This window comes from Pseudomonas sp. TE21394 (assembly GCF_054057835.1).
In genome coordinates, this window is sequence record NZ_JBSRZR010000001.1 from 1,879,510 (window position 1) to 1,894,393 (window position 14,884).

Annotated in this window: 12 protein-coding genes and 1 pseudogene; 6 read left to right on the forward strand and 7 right to left on the reverse strand. The window is 59.7% G+C overall.

Going from position 1 to position 14,884, the window contains the following annotated elements:
- Window positions 1-63 precede the first annotated feature (63 nt).
- Entirely contained in the window at window positions 64-951 is an 888-nt protein-coding gene (locus ACVWZT_RS08710) for a LysR family transcriptional regulator (protein WP_170027552.1), read from the forward strand.
- Here the strand turns inward: ACVWZT_RS08710 and ACVWZT_RS08715 are convergent.
- The 3 genes from ACVWZT_RS08715 to ACVWZT_RS08725 are packed head-to-tail and all read right to left on the reverse strand — an operon-like array spanning window position 940 to window position 3,950.
- Window positions 940-1,758 (reverse strand): sulfite exporter TauE/SafE family protein, encoded by an 819-nt coding sequence (locus ACVWZT_RS08715; protein WP_457468976.1) that lies wholly within the window; start codon window positions 1,756-1,758, stop codon window positions 940-942. The genes ACVWZT_RS08710 and ACVWZT_RS08715 overlap by 12 nt on opposite strands.
- The gene (locus ACVWZT_RS08720; protein WP_457468977.1) at window positions 1,755-3,026 is read right to left on the reverse strand and encodes an NAD(P)/FAD-dependent oxidoreductase; all 1,272 of its coding nucleotides are present in this window, start codon (window positions 3,024-3,026) and stop codon (window positions 1,755-1,757) included. Before ACVWZT_RS08720 ends, ACVWZT_RS08715 begins: the two co-directional genes overlap by 4 nt.
- 39 nt (window positions 3,027-3,065) lie before the next feature.
- Entirely contained in the window at window positions 3,066-3,950 is an 885-nt protein-coding gene (locus ACVWZT_RS08725) for an MBL fold metallo-hydrolase (RefSeq protein WP_457468979.1), read from the reverse strand.
- A 223-nt stretch (window positions 3,951-4,173) separates the two neighbouring features.
- Here ACVWZT_RS08725 and ACVWZT_RS08730 point away from each other — a divergent pair, with 223 nt between their 5' ends.
- The gene (locus tag ACVWZT_RS08730) at window positions 4,174-5,466 is read left to right on the forward strand and encodes a sigma-54 interaction domain-containing protein (RefSeq protein WP_457468980.1); all 1,293 of its coding nucleotides are present in this window, start codon (window positions 4,174-4,176) and stop codon (window positions 5,464-5,466) included.
- A gap of 99 nt (window positions 5,467-5,565) precedes the next feature.
- Here ACVWZT_RS08730 and gyrB read toward each other — a convergent pair whose 3' ends face one another.
- Genes gyrB through dnaA form a run of 4 tightly spaced genes read right to left on the reverse strand, consistent with a single transcriptional unit; the run spans window position 5,566 to window position 11,780 of the window.
- On the reverse strand, window positions 5,566-7,986 hold the full coding sequence (gene gyrB, locus ACVWZT_RS08735; protein WP_170027529.1) for a DNA topoisomerase (ATP-hydrolyzing) subunit B: 2,421 nt from the start codon (window positions 7,984-7,986) through the stop codon (window positions 5,566-5,568).
- 4 nt (window positions 7,987-7,990) lie between these two features.
- Window positions 7,991-9,094 carry a DNA replication/repair protein RecF gene (recF, locus tag ACVWZT_RS08740; protein ID WP_457468982.1) on the reverse strand — a complete coding sequence of 368 codons (1,104 nt, stop codon included), beginning with the start codon at window positions 9,092-9,094 and terminating at the stop codon, window positions 7,991-7,993.
- A 15-nt stretch (window positions 9,095-9,109) separates the two neighbouring features.
- Window positions 9,110-10,213, reverse strand: coding sequence for a DNA polymerase III subunit beta (gene dnaN / locus ACVWZT_RS08745; protein ID WP_296234936.1), 1,104 nt, complete (start codon window positions 10,211-10,213; stop codon window positions 9,110-9,112).
- Window positions 10,214-10,253: 40 nt separating this feature from the next.
- Entirely contained in the window at window positions 10,254-11,780 is a 1,527-nt protein-coding gene (dnaA, locus tag ACVWZT_RS08750; protein ID WP_296234937.1) for a chromosomal replication initiator protein DnaA, read from the reverse strand.
- Window positions 11,781-12,374: 594 nt separating this feature from the next.
- Between dnaA and rpmH the strand changes: the two genes are divergently transcribed.
- The 4 genes and pseudogenes from rpmH (at window position 12,375) to yidC (ending at window position 14,851) form a co-directional block, all read left to right on the forward strand.
- A complete protein-coding gene (rpmH, locus tag ACVWZT_RS08755; protein ID WP_003253163.1) occupies window positions 12,375-12,509 on the forward strand; it encodes a 50S ribosomal protein L34 in 135 nt (44 codons plus the stop codon).
- A gap of 13 nt (window positions 12,510-12,522) precedes the next feature.
- The gene (rnpA, locus tag ACVWZT_RS08760) at window positions 12,523-12,927 is read left to right on the forward strand and encodes a ribonuclease P protein component (RefSeq protein ID WP_296235036.1); all 405 of its coding nucleotides are present in this window, start codon (window positions 12,523-12,525) and stop codon (window positions 12,925-12,927) included.
- Window positions 12,920-13,166 (forward strand): annotated as a pseudogene (gene yidD, locus ACVWZT_RS08765) (membrane protein insertion efficiency factor YidD). Before rnpA ends, yidD begins: the two are co-directional and overlap by 8 nt.
- A gap of 2 nt (window positions 13,167-13,168) precedes the next feature.
- On the forward strand, window positions 13,169-14,851 hold the full coding sequence (yidC, locus tag ACVWZT_RS08770) for a membrane protein insertase YidC (RefSeq protein WP_457468985.1): 1,683 nt from the start codon (window positions 13,169-13,171) through the stop codon (window positions 14,849-14,851).
- Window positions 14,852-14,884: the final 33 nt, after the last annotated feature.

The following is a 14,884-nucleotide window of genomic DNA, read 5'->3' on the forward strand; positions in this document are numbered from 1 at the left end:
GTGCTGGCCTCATGGCGGGCATGCCCGCCAAGAGGCCGGAACGAACTGCCAAAAAGGATCAGCATGTTCGACTGGAACGATCTGCGGTTTTTCCTCGAGTTGCAGCGCAGCGGCCGTCTGCTTACCGCCGCCAAGCGCCTCAACACCACCCACAGCACCGTGGCCCGGCATATCGAGAATATCGAGCAGAGCCTGGGCACTGCGCTATTCGTACAGCATGCCCAAGGCTACGAGCTGACCCCCTCAGGCCAGGCCCTGCTCAAACACGCCGAAGCCATGGAAAATGTCGCCCTGCTGGCGCAGGAAGAAATCACCCAGGCCATCACTCCGCTGGGCAAGATTCGCCTTGGGGTGACCGAAGGCATCGGCATCATGTTCTTCACCCCGCGCATGAATGCCCTGTTCGAACGCTACCCCGGCCTGGAAGTGGAATTGGTGGCGGTACCGCGCTTCGTCAGCATTCTCAACCGCGAAGCGGAGATCAGCATCCACCTGGAACGGCCCAACGCCGATTTGTTGATCACCCGCAAGCTCACCGACTATCGCCTGGCCCTGTACGCCAGCCAGGCTTACCTGGACCGTGCGCCAGCGTTGCGCAACCGCGAGGACCTGGCCCGGCACAGCTGGATTGGCTACGTCGACGACTTGCTGTTCAGCCAGGAGCTGTTGTTTCTCAACAGCTTCTGCCGCACACCCAATGTCGTATTTCGCAGCACCAGCGTGATCGCTCAGCAGGCCGCCGCCCGCGCCGGGCTGGGCATTGCCGTATTACCCAACTACATGGCCCGCCACGACCCGACACTGGTACGGGTGCTGCCTGGCGAGACCATCCAGCGCAGCTACTGGATCTGCACCCGTCGCGAGCTGCACAAGTCGGTGCGCCTGCGGGTCGTGTGGGACTACCTGCTGGCGCTGTGTGCGGCCGAACAAAGCGAGCTGCTAGCCCAGTAGCGCCTTGCCGGCCAGCAGCGCCGCCGCCACCCACCCCGCCACGGCGAACATCTGCTGCAAACGCGGCCCGGCCTGCCTGGCCGCCAAAGGCCGCGCCAGCAGCAAGCCGAGCACTGCACCAACGGCAAACGGGGCACCGACCTGCCAGCGCATCACCCCCGCCAGGCTGGCGCTGACAACACTGCCGGTAGACACCAGGGCGATCACCGCCAATGAGGTGGTGACGATGCTAGCCATGCGCAGATTGGTATAGCGGTTCAGCGCCGGGATGATGACAAAGCCACCGCCCACACCGAGCAGCCCGGACAGCAGGCCGGACAATGCCCCGGTGAACGCCAGGGCGCGCGCGCAGGGCAGCGTCCAGCGCAAACGCCCCTGCAGCGGGTTGAGCACACAGGGTTCGATGTAGCGATGGGCGTCATTGGCTTCGCCACGCAATTCCTTGGCCGCCTTGCGCCAGATACGTAGGCACGCGTATACCAGTACCCCGGCGAATACCAACTGCAAGGGTGAATTGGGCACGCGGTGCGCCAGCATCAACCCGAACGGTGCCGTGGCCACACCCACCAAGGCGATGAACAATGCCGCCCGGTAGCGCACCAGGCCCTGGCGCAAGCCCAGCACAGCCCCGACTGCAGCCGCCAGGCCAACGGCCAGCAGGCCAACCGGTGCCGCCTCGACCATCGACAGCCCGAGGCCGAACACCAGCAATGGCACAGCCAGGATGCCACCCCCTGCGCCGGTCAACGCCAGTACGGCGCCAATGATTGCCCCCAGGCCAGCACCCAACAGTTGATGTTCGATCACTGGCCACCCTCGGCTACCAGCGGCTGCGGCCGCGCCAACCACTCGCGCCCCTTGAGCATGCCTTTCCAATACAAGGGTGGCAGCACTTGCGCCTTGAGCAACCAGGCCAGGCGCGTCGGCTTGCGACCATCCAGCAACCAGCTGGGGAAACTCGGCGCCAGTTTGCCGCCATAGGTGAACTCGGCCAGGACGGTCTTGCCGCGCTCAACAGTCAGCGGGCAGGAGCCATACCCGTCATAGTGGGCCAGGGTTGGCAGCCTGCCCAGTGCCACCAGCACGTTGTTGGCTACCACCGGCGCCTGCTTGCGGGCAGCCGCAGCGGTCTTGGCATTGCTGGTGTTGGCCACGTCACCCAGGGCATGGATATTGGCGAACCGGCGATGTCGCAGGGTGTACGGGTCGACATCAACCCAGCCGGCGCCGTCGGCCAGTGGGCTTTCGCGGATGAAGTCCGGCGCCACTTGTGGCGGCACCACATGCAGCATGTCGAAAGCCTCGGTGTGGGTTTCACTGCTGCCATCAGCCATGGTCCGCACAAAGGTGGCGCGCTTGTTGGCGCCATCCACGGCGACCAGGCGGTCAGCAAAGTTGAGGTCCACCGCGTACTTTTCGATGTACTTCATCAGCGCGGGTACGTAGTCCGGCACGCCGAACAACCCCGCACCGGCATTGAAGAAACTGGCTTTCACTGCACCCAGCCGGCCATGGCGCAGCCAGTGGTCGCAAGACAGGTAAAGCGCCTTCTGCGGAGCGCCCGCGCATTTGATCGGCATGGGCGGCTGACAGAACAGGGCGCGGCCTTGCTTGAGCTTCTGCACCAGCTCCCAGGTATAGGGCGCCAGGTCATAGCGATAGTTCGAAGTGACGCCATTGCTCCCCAAGGTTTCGCTGAGCCCCTCGATGGCAGCCCAGTCCAGCTTGAGCCCAGGGCAAACCACCAGCTGTTGGTAACCGATGGTGCGCCCATCGTCGAGGATGACCTGTTGGCCGTACGGGTCGAAGCCTTGCACCCGTGCCTTTATCCAGCGCACACCGCGCGGAATGGTCGAGGCCATGGTGCGGGCCGTGCTCGGTGCGGTGAACACGCCGGCACCGACCATGGTCCAGCCGGGCTGGTAGTAATGCACCTCGGCAGGGTCGATCAACGCCACGTCCAGCGACGGGTCACGGCTGATCAGGCTGGAGGCGGTGGCAATACCGGCGGCACCGGCACCGACGATGACCACGGTGTGGTGGTCGCTATTGGCAGGGGACAACAAGGCAGGCATGGCGGTAAATCCTGGAAATCTGGTTATGGGGCAGGGCGGTCACAGCGTGTTCAGCGGAATCTTCAGGTAGCTGACACCGTTCTCTTCTGGCGCGGGCAACTGGCCGCTGCGCATGTTCACCTGCACCGACGGCAGGATCAGCACAGGCATATCGAGGGTCTTGTCGCGGGCTTCGCGCATGGCGACAAAGCTGTCCTCGTCGATCCCTTGGTGGATGTGGATATTGCTGGCGCGTTGCTCGGCCACCGTGGTGACGTATTGCATGTCGCGGCCACCGGGCAGGTAGTCATGGCACATGAACAGCAGCGTCTGGTCAGGGAAGGCCAGCAGGCGGCGTATCGAGCGGTACAGGGTGCGCGCATCAGCCCCAGGGAAGTCACAACGAGCGGTGCCGTAGTCGGGCATGAACAGCGTATCGCCGACAAACACGGCGATCTCGCCTGCATCCTCGATCATGAAACTCATGCACGCGGGAGTGTGCCCCGGGGTGTGCAAGGCACGGGCATGCAGGTTGCCGATGCGAAAGCCTTCTTCGTCCTCGAACAACGCATCGAACTGGCTGCCATCGCGAGCGAAGCCAGGTTCGGCGTTGAACAACGCACCAAACACTTTCTGCACCTGGGTGATGTGTGCGCCGATGCCGGTGTGGCCACCCAGTTTCGCCTTCAGGTAAGCCGCTGCCGAAAGGTGGTCGGCGTGTACATGGGTTTCCAGTATCCATTGCACGCTGGCTTCAAGCTCGGCCACGCGCTGGACCAGGCGGTCTGCCGAAGCGGTGCAGGTGCGTCCGGACTTCGGGTCGTAGTCCAGCACACTGTCGATCAAAGCGCAGTGGCGTGTTTCACGGTCCATGACCAGGTAGCTGATGGTCGAGGTCGCCTGGTCATAGAAGGCGTCTACGTGCAGGTTGTTGCCGATGATCATCACGTTCTCCAAATTTTCCGCCCAGCCTTGTACAGGCGTAGGCAGTGAAAGGAGCTTTATCAAGATGCATGCCAGGCATTTTCCTATGAGCAGACCAATGAAATCGGCTTGTTACTGACAGCGCTTACTGCTACTGGCAGCACGGGCTGGCAGTCGACTGTCAGCCAATGGCAGTATTTGGCAGTCCTTGTTACCCTGCGCCGGTAAACCTACCGGTGTCCCCATGCCTGAAACCCACCCGCTCATCCTCGCCCTGGTTTCCTATCTCGAGCACGATGCCCTGCCAACCATCGTGCTGGACACCGACTACAACATCCTCGCTGCCAATGCCGCCTATCGCCGCCAGTTCGGGCACCACGACCAGGCGCCGCTGGGTGAAAAATGCCATAAGGTCTCGCATCACTATGCCGTGCCTTGTGACCAGGCCGGCGAGCATTGCCCGATGCGCAAGGCATGGCACAGCAAGCAGCCAGAGCGGGTCTTGCACATTCATCACACGCCACGCGGGCCCGAGCATGTGGATGTCGAGTTACGTCCGATCCTGGATGAACAGGGCAGGGTAGTGGCCTTCGTCGAACGCCTGACCAGCATTACCCTGGCCTCGGCACAGCCACAGGAACAAGGGCTGGTGGGGTGCGCCCCTGCATTCAAGGCTGCCCTGGCCAGCCTGCAACGGGCAGCGCCGGCGCAGATTCCGGTGTTGCTGCATGGTGAGTCGGGTACCGGCAAGGAACTGTTTGCTCACGCGGTGCACATGGGCAGCCCCAGGGCAAATGGGCCATTGGTGGTGGTCGACTGTACCGGCCTGACTGAATCCCTGTTCGAGAGCGAGTTGTTCGGCTACGAGAAGGGGGCATTCACCGGGGCCAACCAACGCAAGATCGGCCTTGCTGAAGCGGCCCATGGCGGAACCCTGTTCCTCGATGAAATAGGTGAAGTGCCGCTGGCGATGCAGGTGAAGCTGCTGCGCCTGATCGAGTCTGGTAGCTTCCGCCCGGTGGGTAGCTTGCGCACGGTACATTCGGACTTCCGCCTGGTGTCGGCCACCCACAAACCGCTCAGGCAAATGGTTGCAAATGGCAGCTTTCGCGAAGACCTGTACTACCGCATCAGCGGCTTCCCGATCCGCCTGCCAGCCCTGCGCGAGCGAGTGGAAGATCTGCCCTTGCTTGCGCAGAGCTTGCTTCAGCGCATGGCAGGCAAGCCGGCACCCAGGCTGAGCGACGATGCCTTGCAGCAGCTTCGGCTGCATCCTTTCCCGGGCAATATCCGCGAACTGCGCAACATCCTTGAAAGGGCACGGCTGTTCGCCGATGACGGGCTGATTCGGCCGGAGCATCTTCCGGAGGATATAGGGCCGGCTGCAGCGGTTCCAAGCGGCGGTCGGCGCAGTCATCTGGGTGAGCTGGCCCAGGCGCTGGAACAGTTCAAGGGGTCGCGCAGTGAACTGGCCCGTCACCTTGGCTTGAGCGAGCGCACGCTGTACCGGCGTTTGAAGGAGCTTGGCCTGAATTGATCGAGCATTCGGGATGGGAGGTGTGAACCTTATTCAGGACGGGACAGTCGACAAAAAAAGGCCCGCTGATGCGGGCCTTTTCTTCGAACCTACACCTGATCAGAAGTCCAGGTTCGATACCGACAACGCGTTGCTTTCGATGAAGTCACGACGCGGCTCGACCGCATCGCCCATCAGGGTGTTGAAGATCTGGTCGGCAGCGATGGCGTCTTCGATGGTCACCTTGAGCATGCGACGAACAGCCGGATCCATGGTGGTTTCCCACAGTTGGTCCGGGTTCATCTCACCCAGCCCTTTGTATCGCTGGATGGTGTGGCGCTTGGTGGTCTCGTTCATCAGCCAGTCCAGGCCTTCCTTGAATTCGACGATCGCTTTGCGGCGCTCACCACGCTGTACATAGGCGCCTTCACCCAACAGGCTGGACAGCTTGGCACCGATATTGACCACGGTCCGGTAGTCATTGCTGCCGAAGAAGTCGCGGTTGAAGGTGACATAGCTGGCCAAGCCGTGAGAGGTGATTTCCACCTCTGGCAGCCATACATTGCGTTCCTTGTCTTCACGCAGGCTGGCTTTGTAAACCAGGCCAGACTTCTGGCTGTTGCTCAGACGCTCCTGGAACTTGGCCAGCCAGGCTTGCATCACCGCGTGGTCACCCAACTGCTCAAGTGTCACTTCCGGCAAGTAGATGAAGTGCTCGGTCAGCTCTTCCGGGTACAGGCGCGACAGACGCTTGAGGGTCTTCATGACGCTACGGAATTCGTTGACCAACGCTTCCAGTTGTACACCGGAAACCGCTGGCGCCGACTCGTCCAGGTGCAGGCTGGCATCTTCCAGGGCCGACTGGGTCATGTACTCTTCCATGGCCTCGTCGTCCTTGATGTACTGCTCTTGCTTACCCTTCTTCACTTTGTACAGCGGCGGCTGGGCAATGTAGATATAGCCACGCTCGACCAGCTCTGGCAATTGACGGAAGAAGAAGGTCAGCAGCAGGGTACGGATGTGCGAACCGTCAACGTCAGCATCGGTCATGATGATGATGTTGTGATAACGCAGCTTGTCGATGTTGTACTCTTCGCGGCCAATACCACAACCCAGTGCAGTGATCAGCGTGCCCACTTCCTGGGACGAGATCATCTTGTCAAAGCGCGCTTTCTCGACGTTTAGGATCTTGCCCTTCAACGGCAGGATCGCCTGGGTACGACGGTTGCGGCCTTGCTTGGCCGAACCACCTGCAGAGTCACCCTCCACCAGGTACAGCTCGGAGAGTGCAGGGTCCTTCTCCTGGCAGTCCGCCAGCTTGCCCGGCAGGCCGGCGATATCCAGCGCGCCTTTGCGGCGAGTCATTTCGCGAGCTTTACGGGCGGCTTCACGGGCACGGGCAGCGTCGATCATCTTTCCAACGACAGCCTTGGCCTCGTTCGGATTTTCCAGGAGGAAGTCGGCGAAATACTTGTTCATTTCCTGTTCCACGGCGGTTTTAACCTCCGAGGAGACCAGCTTGTCCTTGGTCTGCGAACTGAACTTCGGGTCAGGCACCTTTACCGAGATGATCGCGGTCAGGCCTTCACGGGCGTCATCGCCAGTGGTTGCCACCTTGTTCTTCTTGGCCAGGCCTTCCTGCTCGATATAACTATTAAGGCTACGCGTCAGAGAGGAACGGAAGCCCACCAGGTGCGTACCACCGTCACGTTGCGGAATGTTGTTGGTGAAGCACAGCAGGTTTTCGTTGAAGCTGTCATTCCACTGCAGGGCTACTTCCACGCCCACGCCATCATCGCGCTGGACATTGAAGTGGAACACCTGAGAGTTAACCGGGGTCTTGTTGGTGTTCAGGTATTCGACGAAGGCACGCAGGCCGCCTTCGTACTTGAAGAACTCTTCCTTGCCGCTGCGCTCATCTTTCAGCAGGATGCCCACGCCCGAGTTTAGGAACGACAACTCACGGATACGCTTGGCCAGGATATCCCAGCTGAAGTGAATGTTCTTGAAGGTTTCGGCCGACGGCTTGAAGTGGATGTGCGTACCCGTGGTTTCGCTGTCACCAACCACCGCCATCGGCGCTTGGGGAACCCCATGGACGTAGGTCTGTTCCCAGATCTTGCCGCTACGGCGAACGGTCAATACCAGTTTTTCAGACAGGGCATTGACCACGGAAACACCTACACCGTGGAGACCGCCGGAAACCTTATAGGAGTTGTCGTCGAACTTACCGCCGGCGTGCAGTACGGTCATGATGACCTCGGCTGCGGATACGCCTTCTTCTTTGTGCACGTCGACCGGAATGCCGCGACCGTTGTCGCGCACACTGATGGATTCGTCCGGGTGGATAATGACGGTGATGTCATCGCAGTGACCGGCGAGGGCTTCGTCGATGGAGTTGTCGACCACCTCGAAGACCATGTGGTGCAGGCCGCTACCATCATCGGTGTCGCCAATGTACATGCCGGGACGCTTGCGTACGGCATCCAAACCTTTCAGCACCTTGATGCTGGAGGAGTCGTACGTTTGATTTTCGCTCATGCCTTCACTCCCGATGGTCGTGGGTCTGGGTGATACGGCCTTGTTCCACGTGGAACAAAGCAACTGGCGTTTCCGTCTGCCAGCCTTCCCTCAGTAATTCGTGATCTACACAAGTGATAAACACTTGGCAGCGTAATTCTTCCAGCAAGCGGCATAACGCGCGGCGATGCTGGTCGTCCAGTTCGGACGGCAAGTCATCAACAAGATAAATACAGTGACCGCGGCGAGCCTGGCTGACAAGATGGCCTTGGGCAATGCGCAAAGCGCAGACCACCAGCTTTTGCTGACCACGCGACAGAATGTCGGCTGCATTGTTGGCAGCCAGACGAAGACGCAGATCAGCGCGCTGCGGACCGGCCTGGGTATGGCCCATCTGCTGATCGCGAAGGAGAGAGGAGGCGAGTACTTCTTGCAGTTCCCGGTCCTTATCCCAGCCTCGGTAGTAGCTCAGGGTCAACCCGTCCAGCTCGACCAATTCGCTCAGGGTTCGCTCGAAGACGGGCTTCAAGGCCTTGATGTAGTTGCGACGGTATTCATCTATTTCCGCGCTGGCCAGGCATAATTCCCGATCCCAGGCGGCTTGCGAAGCTGGGTCAAGTGTACCATGACGCAACCATGAGTTCCGCTGCCGCAGTGCCTTCTGCAGCCGCTTCCAGGCTGGCAGGAAACGTGGTTCCACGTGGAACACTCCCCAATCCAGGAACTGGCGACGAATTTTGGGTGCACCTTCCAAGAGGCGGAAGCTGTCCGGGTTGATGAGCTGTAGCGGCAGCAATTCAGCCAGCTGCGCTGCGCTACGCGCATTCTGCCCATCGATGCGAATAGTGAACTCCCCTTGCCGTTCCCGAGATACACCAAGGTTGCTGCTGCCACCTTCGGCCAACTGCACTTCACCAAACACGGTGCATGCAGCTTGTTCGTACTGGATGACCGGGTTCAGGCGCGTGCTGCGGAAAGACCGCGCCAGCCCAAGCAGATACACAGCTTCAAGCACGCTGGTCTTGCCGCTGCCGTTGGCGCCGTAAAGGATGTTGATGCGGGGGGAGGGTAAGAGTGTCACCGGGTGCAAGTTGCGCACCGCGGTGACCATGATACGTCGAAGGGACATTTCGCCTGCTACGGGTTACAGGCGCATCGGCATGACAACGTAGGAAGAATCGTCGTTACCCGCTTCCTGCAGCAGTGCACTGCTGTTGGAGTCGGACAAGATCAGACGAACTTGCTCGGTAGTCATTACGCCCAGCACATCCAGCAGGTAGCTGACGTTGAAGCCGATCTCCAGCGAGCTGCCGTCGTAGTCCACGCTGATTTCTTCTTCAGCTTCTTCCTGCTCAGGGTTGTTGGCCTGGATTTTCAGCTGACCAGCAGCCAACTGCAGCCGAATACCGCGATACTTTTCGTTGGAAAGAATTGCAGTACGGCTGAACGCTTCACGCAGCGCCTGGCGGTCGCCAACAACAATCTTGTCACCACCTTTTGGCAGAACCCGCTCGTAGTCCGGGAATTTGCCGTCCACCAGCTTGGAGGTGAAGGTGAATTCGCCGGTGGTGGCGCGGATGTGGTGCTGGCCCAGAACGATGCTGACCATGCCTTCCGGGTCGGTGAGCAGGCGCGCCAGTTCGAGGATACCTTTACGCGGGACGATCACTTGATGACGCTCATCCTGCTCGATCGGCGCACTCATGGAGCACAGCGCGAGGCGGTGTCCGTCGGTCGAAACCGCGCGCAGGGTGTTGCGGGACACTTCCAGCAGCATGCCATTGAGGTAATAGCGCACATCCTGCTGAGCCATGGCAAAGCTGGTGCGTTCGATCAAGCGCCGCAGCTTGCTCTGTTCCAGGTTGCAGGTCAGCGAGCCCGGGCCTTCTTCAACGGTCGGGAAGTCGTTGGCTGGCAGGGTCGACAGGGTAAAGCGGCTGCGGCCGGCCTTGACCAACAGTTTCTGCTCGTCAACCTTGATATCGATCAGGGCGTCGTTTGGCAGGCTTTTGCAGATGTCCATCAGCTTGCGAGCCGGAACAGTGATTTCGCCAGGCTCGGCTGGCTCTTCCAGTTGCACGCGGCCTACCAGTTCGACTTCCAGGTCGGTACCGGTCAACGACAGTTGCTGGCCTTGCACGACCAGCAATACGTTGGACAGCACCGGCAAGGTCTGACGGCGCTCGACGACACCGGCGACCAGTTGCAGGGGTTTCAACAGGGCTTCGCGTTGAATGGTGAAATGCATGGTCTAGTCCCTTGCCTTCAATTAGCTGCGCAAACGGCCATCAGGTCGTCAGCGTCCGCAGCAGGTTCTTGTAGTCCTCGCGGATGTCCGCGTCGGATTCCTTAAGTTCATTGATCTTGCGGCAGGCGTGCAGCACGGTCGTATGGTCGCGACCACCGAACATGTCGCCGATTTCGGGCAGACTGTGGTTGGTCAGCTCTTTGGACAGCGCCATGGCCACCTGACGCGGCCGCGCAACAGATCGCGAACGCCGCTTGGACAACAGATCGGAGATCTTGATCTTGTAGTATTCGGCGACGGTACGTTGAATGTTATCCACACTGACCAGTTTGTCCTGCAGCGCCAACAAGTCCTTCAGCGACTCACGGATCAGCTCGATGGTGATATCGCGGCCCATGAAGTGCGAGTGAGCGATCACCCGCTTCAATGCGCCTTCCAGCTCACGTACGTTGGAGCGGATACGCTGGGCAATGAAGAAGGCGGCATCATGCGGCAGCTCGACCTTGGCCTGGTCGGCTTTCTTCATCAGGATCGCCACGCGGGTTTCCAGCTCGGGTGGCTCGACTGCCACCGTCAGCCCCCAACCAAAGCGCGACTTCAAGCGTTCTTCCAGGCCCTCGATCTCCTTGGGATAGCGGTCGGAGGTTAGAATGACCTGCTGACCGCCCTCTAGCAGGGCGTTGAAGGTGTGGAAAAACTCTTCCTGCGAGCGCTCCTTCCGGGCGAAGAACTGGATATCGTCGATCAGCAACGCATCCACCGAACGATAGAAGCGCTTGAATTCGTTTATGGCGTTGAGCTGCAGTGCCTTGACCATATCCGCGACGAAACGCTCCGAATGAAGGTACACGACCTTGGCGTTCGGGTTCTTTTTCAGCAGGTGGTTACCCACAGCATGCATGAGGTGGGTCTTACCCAGGCCAACGCCCCCATAAAGGAAGAGCGGGTTATAGCCATGCTTGGGGTTATCGGCCACCTGCCAGGCGGCCGCTCGTGCCAGCTGGTTGGACTTGCCTTCCACGAACGTGTCGAAGGTAAAGGTGCGGTTCAGGTAGCTGGTGTGCTTGAGCGCACCTTCAACCTGCACGGTACGTTGTTCGGTCCGGGTGCTGCCGGTCGATGCTGCAGCCGGCTCGGCCATGGCATCAAAACTGTCACGCAGGGACGGCTCGGCCAATTCATCGACCAGCGCAGGCTCAGCGGCTGCTACTGCGACCGGCTCGACTGCCGCCGGCACCGCCTTCTGTGCCTGGGTATTGGCCAACGAAGCGGCCACGGCGGCACTGACTGGCGCATTGGGCGCAGCACGCGGTGCCGAGCTACGACGGCTACCAATCAATAAGGAAAGGGCAGGCGCAATGCCACTGCCGTTTTCACCTAACAGCTCGAGCAAGCGCCCCAGGTACTTTTCATTGACCCAATCGAGAACGAAACGGTTAGGCGCATAGACGCGCAACTCGTCGCCTTCGGCTTCGACCTGTAGCGGACGGATCCAGGTGTTGAATTGCTGGGCAGGCAGTTCATCGCGCAGAAGCTCCACGCACTGCTGCCAAAGTTCCACTGACACGGATTTCCCCTGAGTTTGAAAGCCGGATGAGGCAAAAACAAACCGCCATTGTACCGGTCGAGCGTTCAGTTATCCACATGTGGACACGTTCCGAGCCATGACAAAACAGCCATTTATCGACCAGAAAGGCTTTTCCTCGCTGTGAATAAGCCCTGTGGATAAGCTGCCTTGAGGGCTATGCACAACCCTGAGGTCGGCCCTGTTGATAACTCGCCTGTGGATAATGTGGCTTTTCATCCACAGCTTGCACTCACGATCAAAACAGGCGCAGCACCGGTTGAAAACACGGTTGTGAATCGCTGCATAGCCCGAATATACGGGGCCAAACGCGGTTATCCACAGATGAGCATTCATCTAAGATCTATAAGTTCTTCAGAAAAGCTTTTTATATGTCTCTTCTTTTTTCATGTTGTCCCCAATGCCGGTGTCCGATCAAGCACTCCTCAAGGATGCCTGGGCAGGTCACCGTCCATCACACGCTCAATATGGAAAGGCTGGTTGGAAATTGACCTATGGGCTTGCTTTCTCTAGAATCGCCGGTCTCTTAAAAAGGGGGCCATCCCGGCCCGTCGTCGACAAACCAGGTAACACGCCATGAAACGTACTTTCCAACCAAGCACCATCAAGCGCGCGCGCACCCACGGCTTCCGTGCCCGTATGGCTACCAAGAACGGCCGCGCTGTTCTGTCGCGTCGTCGTGCCAAAGGCCGTAAGCGTCTGGCCATTTGATTTTTCGGCACAGGTGGTGAGTCAGGACTTCAGTCGGGAAAAGCGACTGCTTATTCCCCGGCATTTCAAAGCGGTCTTCGACTCCCCAACCGGCAAGGTTCCAGGGAAAAACCTGCTTATCCTTGCTCGCGAGAACGGCCTCGATCACCCACGCCTAGGCCTGGTGATCGGAAAGAAGAGCGTCAAGCTCGCCGTTCAACGCAACCGCCTCAAGCGCTTGATGCGCGATTCCTTTCGTCTACACCAGCATTTGCTTGCCGGGCTGGACATAGTGATCGTCGCGCGCAAGGGATTGGGTGAGATAGAAAACCCGGAATTGCACCAACACTTTGGCAAGCTATGGAAACGCCTGGCGCGCAGCCGGCCCACTCCAGCAGTAACCGCCGATTCCGCAGGGGTAGACAGCCAAGATGCGTAAACTGGCCCTCGTTCCGATCCAGTTTTACCGTTACGCCATTAGTCCTCTGATGGCCAATCACTGTCGGTTTTTTCCCCAGTTGCTCCTGTTACGCTTATGAAGCCATTGAAAACCACGGCCTCTGGCGTGGTGGGTGGCTAGCCGTTCGTCGCCTGGGGCGTTGTCATCCGTGGAACGACGGCGGTTTCGATCCCGTTCCTCCCGCTCCTTCCTCCCGAACTTCTTCGATAGCCGAGTAATCATGGATATTAAACGCACGATCCTGATCGTCGCCCTGGCAATCGTGTCCTACGTCATGGTCCTCAAGTGGAACCAGGACTACGGCCAGGCTGCCCTGCCGACTCAGAATACTGCTGCCAGCACTGTTGCCCCGGGCCTGCCGGACGGCGTACCGGCCGGTAATGCCGGCGCCAGCGCCGATGTGCCGAGCGCCAACGCCGAAACCAGCGCTGCCGAACTGGCGCCGGTCGCGGTTAGCAAGGACCTGATCCGGGTCAAGACCGATGTCCTGGACCTGGCTATCGATCCGGTCGGTGGTGACATCGTCCAGCTGAACCTGCCGAAGTTTCCACGTCGTCAGGACCACCCGGAAATTCCGTTCCAGCTGTTCGATAACGGTGGCGAGCGTGTCTACCTGGCACAAAGCGGCTTGACCGGTGTCAACGGCCCGGACGCCCGCCCAGCCGGCCGCCCGCTGTACGCGACCGAGCAGAAGGGCTACCAGTTGGCTGATGGCCAGGACCAACTGGTGGTCGACCTGAAGTTCAGCGACAACGGCGTCAACTACATCAAGCGCTTCAGCTTCAAGCGTGGCGAGTATGACCTGACCGTCAGCTACCTGATCGACAACCAGAGCGGCCAGGCCTGGAGCGGCAACATGTTTGCCCAGCTCAAGCGTGATGCCAGCTCTGATCCGTCTTCAAGTACTGCCACTGGCACCGCGACCTACCTGGGTGCAGCCCTGTGGACTGCTTCCGAGCCTTACAAAAAGGTCTCGATGAAGGACATCGACAAAGGTAGTTTGAAAGAAAATGTGTCCGGCGGCTGGGTCGCCTGGCTGCAGCATTACTTCGTGACCGCCTGGATTCCGGCCAAGTCGGACAGCAACGTTGTTCAGACCCGCAAGGACAGCCAAGGCAACTACATCATCGGCTACACCGGCCCGGCTATCAGCGTTCCTGCTGGCGGCAAGGTCGAAACCAGCGCCATGCTGTACGCCGGCCCGAAGATCCAGGCCAAGCTGAAAGAGTTGTCCCCAGGCCTGGAACTGACCGTCGATTATGGCTTCCTGTGGTTCATCGCCCAGCCGATCTTCTGGCTGCTGCAACATATCCACAGCCTGTTGGGTAACTGGGGCTGGTCGATTATCGTCCTGACCATGCTCATCAAGGGCCTGTTCTTCCCGCTGTCGGCTGCCAGCTACCGTTCGATGGCGCGCATGCGTGCTGTTGCGCCGAAACTTGCCGCGCTCAAGGAACGCTTCGGTGATGACCGCCAGAAGATGTCCCAGGCGATGATGGAGCTGTACAAGAAAGAGAAAATCAACCCGCTGGGCGGCTGCCTGCCGATCCTGGTACAGATGCCGGTATTCCTGGCCCTGTACTGGGTACTGCTGGAAAGCGTGGAAATGCGCCAGGCGCCGTGGATGCTGTGGATTACCGACCTGTCGATCAAGGATCCGTTCTTCATCCTGCCGATCATCATGGGCGCCACCATGTTCATCCAGCAGCGCCTGAATCCGACTCCACCGGACCCGATGCAGGCCAAGGTGATGAAAATGATGCCGATCATTTTCACCTTCTTCTTCCTGTGGTTCCCGGCCGGTCTGGTGCTGTACTGGGTTGTGAACAACTGCCTGTCGATCGCGCAGCAGTGGTACATCACCCGCAGCATCGAAGCAGCCGCCAAAAAAGCTGCTGCTTGACGGGCTACTGCGCTAGCCTGTGAATAAAAAACG

Excerpts from the sequence above, each read along its gene's own strand:
- ACVWZT_RS08710 (WP_170027552.1), top strand. The coding sequence starts at position 64 with ATGTTCGACTGGAACGATCTGCGGTTTTTCCTCGAGTTGCAGCGCAGC.
- ACVWZT_RS08720 (WP_457468977.1), bottom strand. The coding sequence starts at position 3,026 with ATGCCTGCCTTGTTGTCCCCTGCCAATAGCGACCACCACACCGTGGTC.
- ACVWZT_RS08725 (WP_457468979.1), bottom strand. The coding sequence starts at position 3,950 with ATGATCATCGGCAACAACCTGCACGTAGACGCCTTCTATGACCAGGCG.
- ACVWZT_RS08730 (WP_457468980.1), top strand. The coding sequence starts at position 4,174 with ATGCCTGAAACCCACCCGCTCATCCTCGCCCTGGTTTCCTATCTCGAG.
- gyrB (WP_170027529.1), bottom strand. The coding sequence starts at position 7,986 with ATGAGCGAAAATCAAACGTACGACTCCTCCAGCATCAAGGTGCTGAAA.
- recF (WP_457468982.1), bottom strand. The coding sequence starts at position 9,094 with ATGTCCCTTCGACGTATCATGGTCACCGCGGTGCGCAACTTGCACCCG.
- dnaN (WP_296234936.1), bottom strand. The coding sequence starts at position 10,213 with ATGCATTTCACCATTCAACGCGAAGCCCTGTTGAAACCCCTGCAACTG.
- rpmH (WP_003253163.1), top strand. The coding sequence starts at position 12,375 with ATGAAACGTACTTTCCAACCAAGCACCATCAAGCGCGCGCGCACCCAC.
- yidC (WP_457468985.1), top strand. The coding sequence starts at position 13,169 with ATGGATATTAAACGCACGATCCTGATCGTCGCCCTGGCAATCGTGTCC.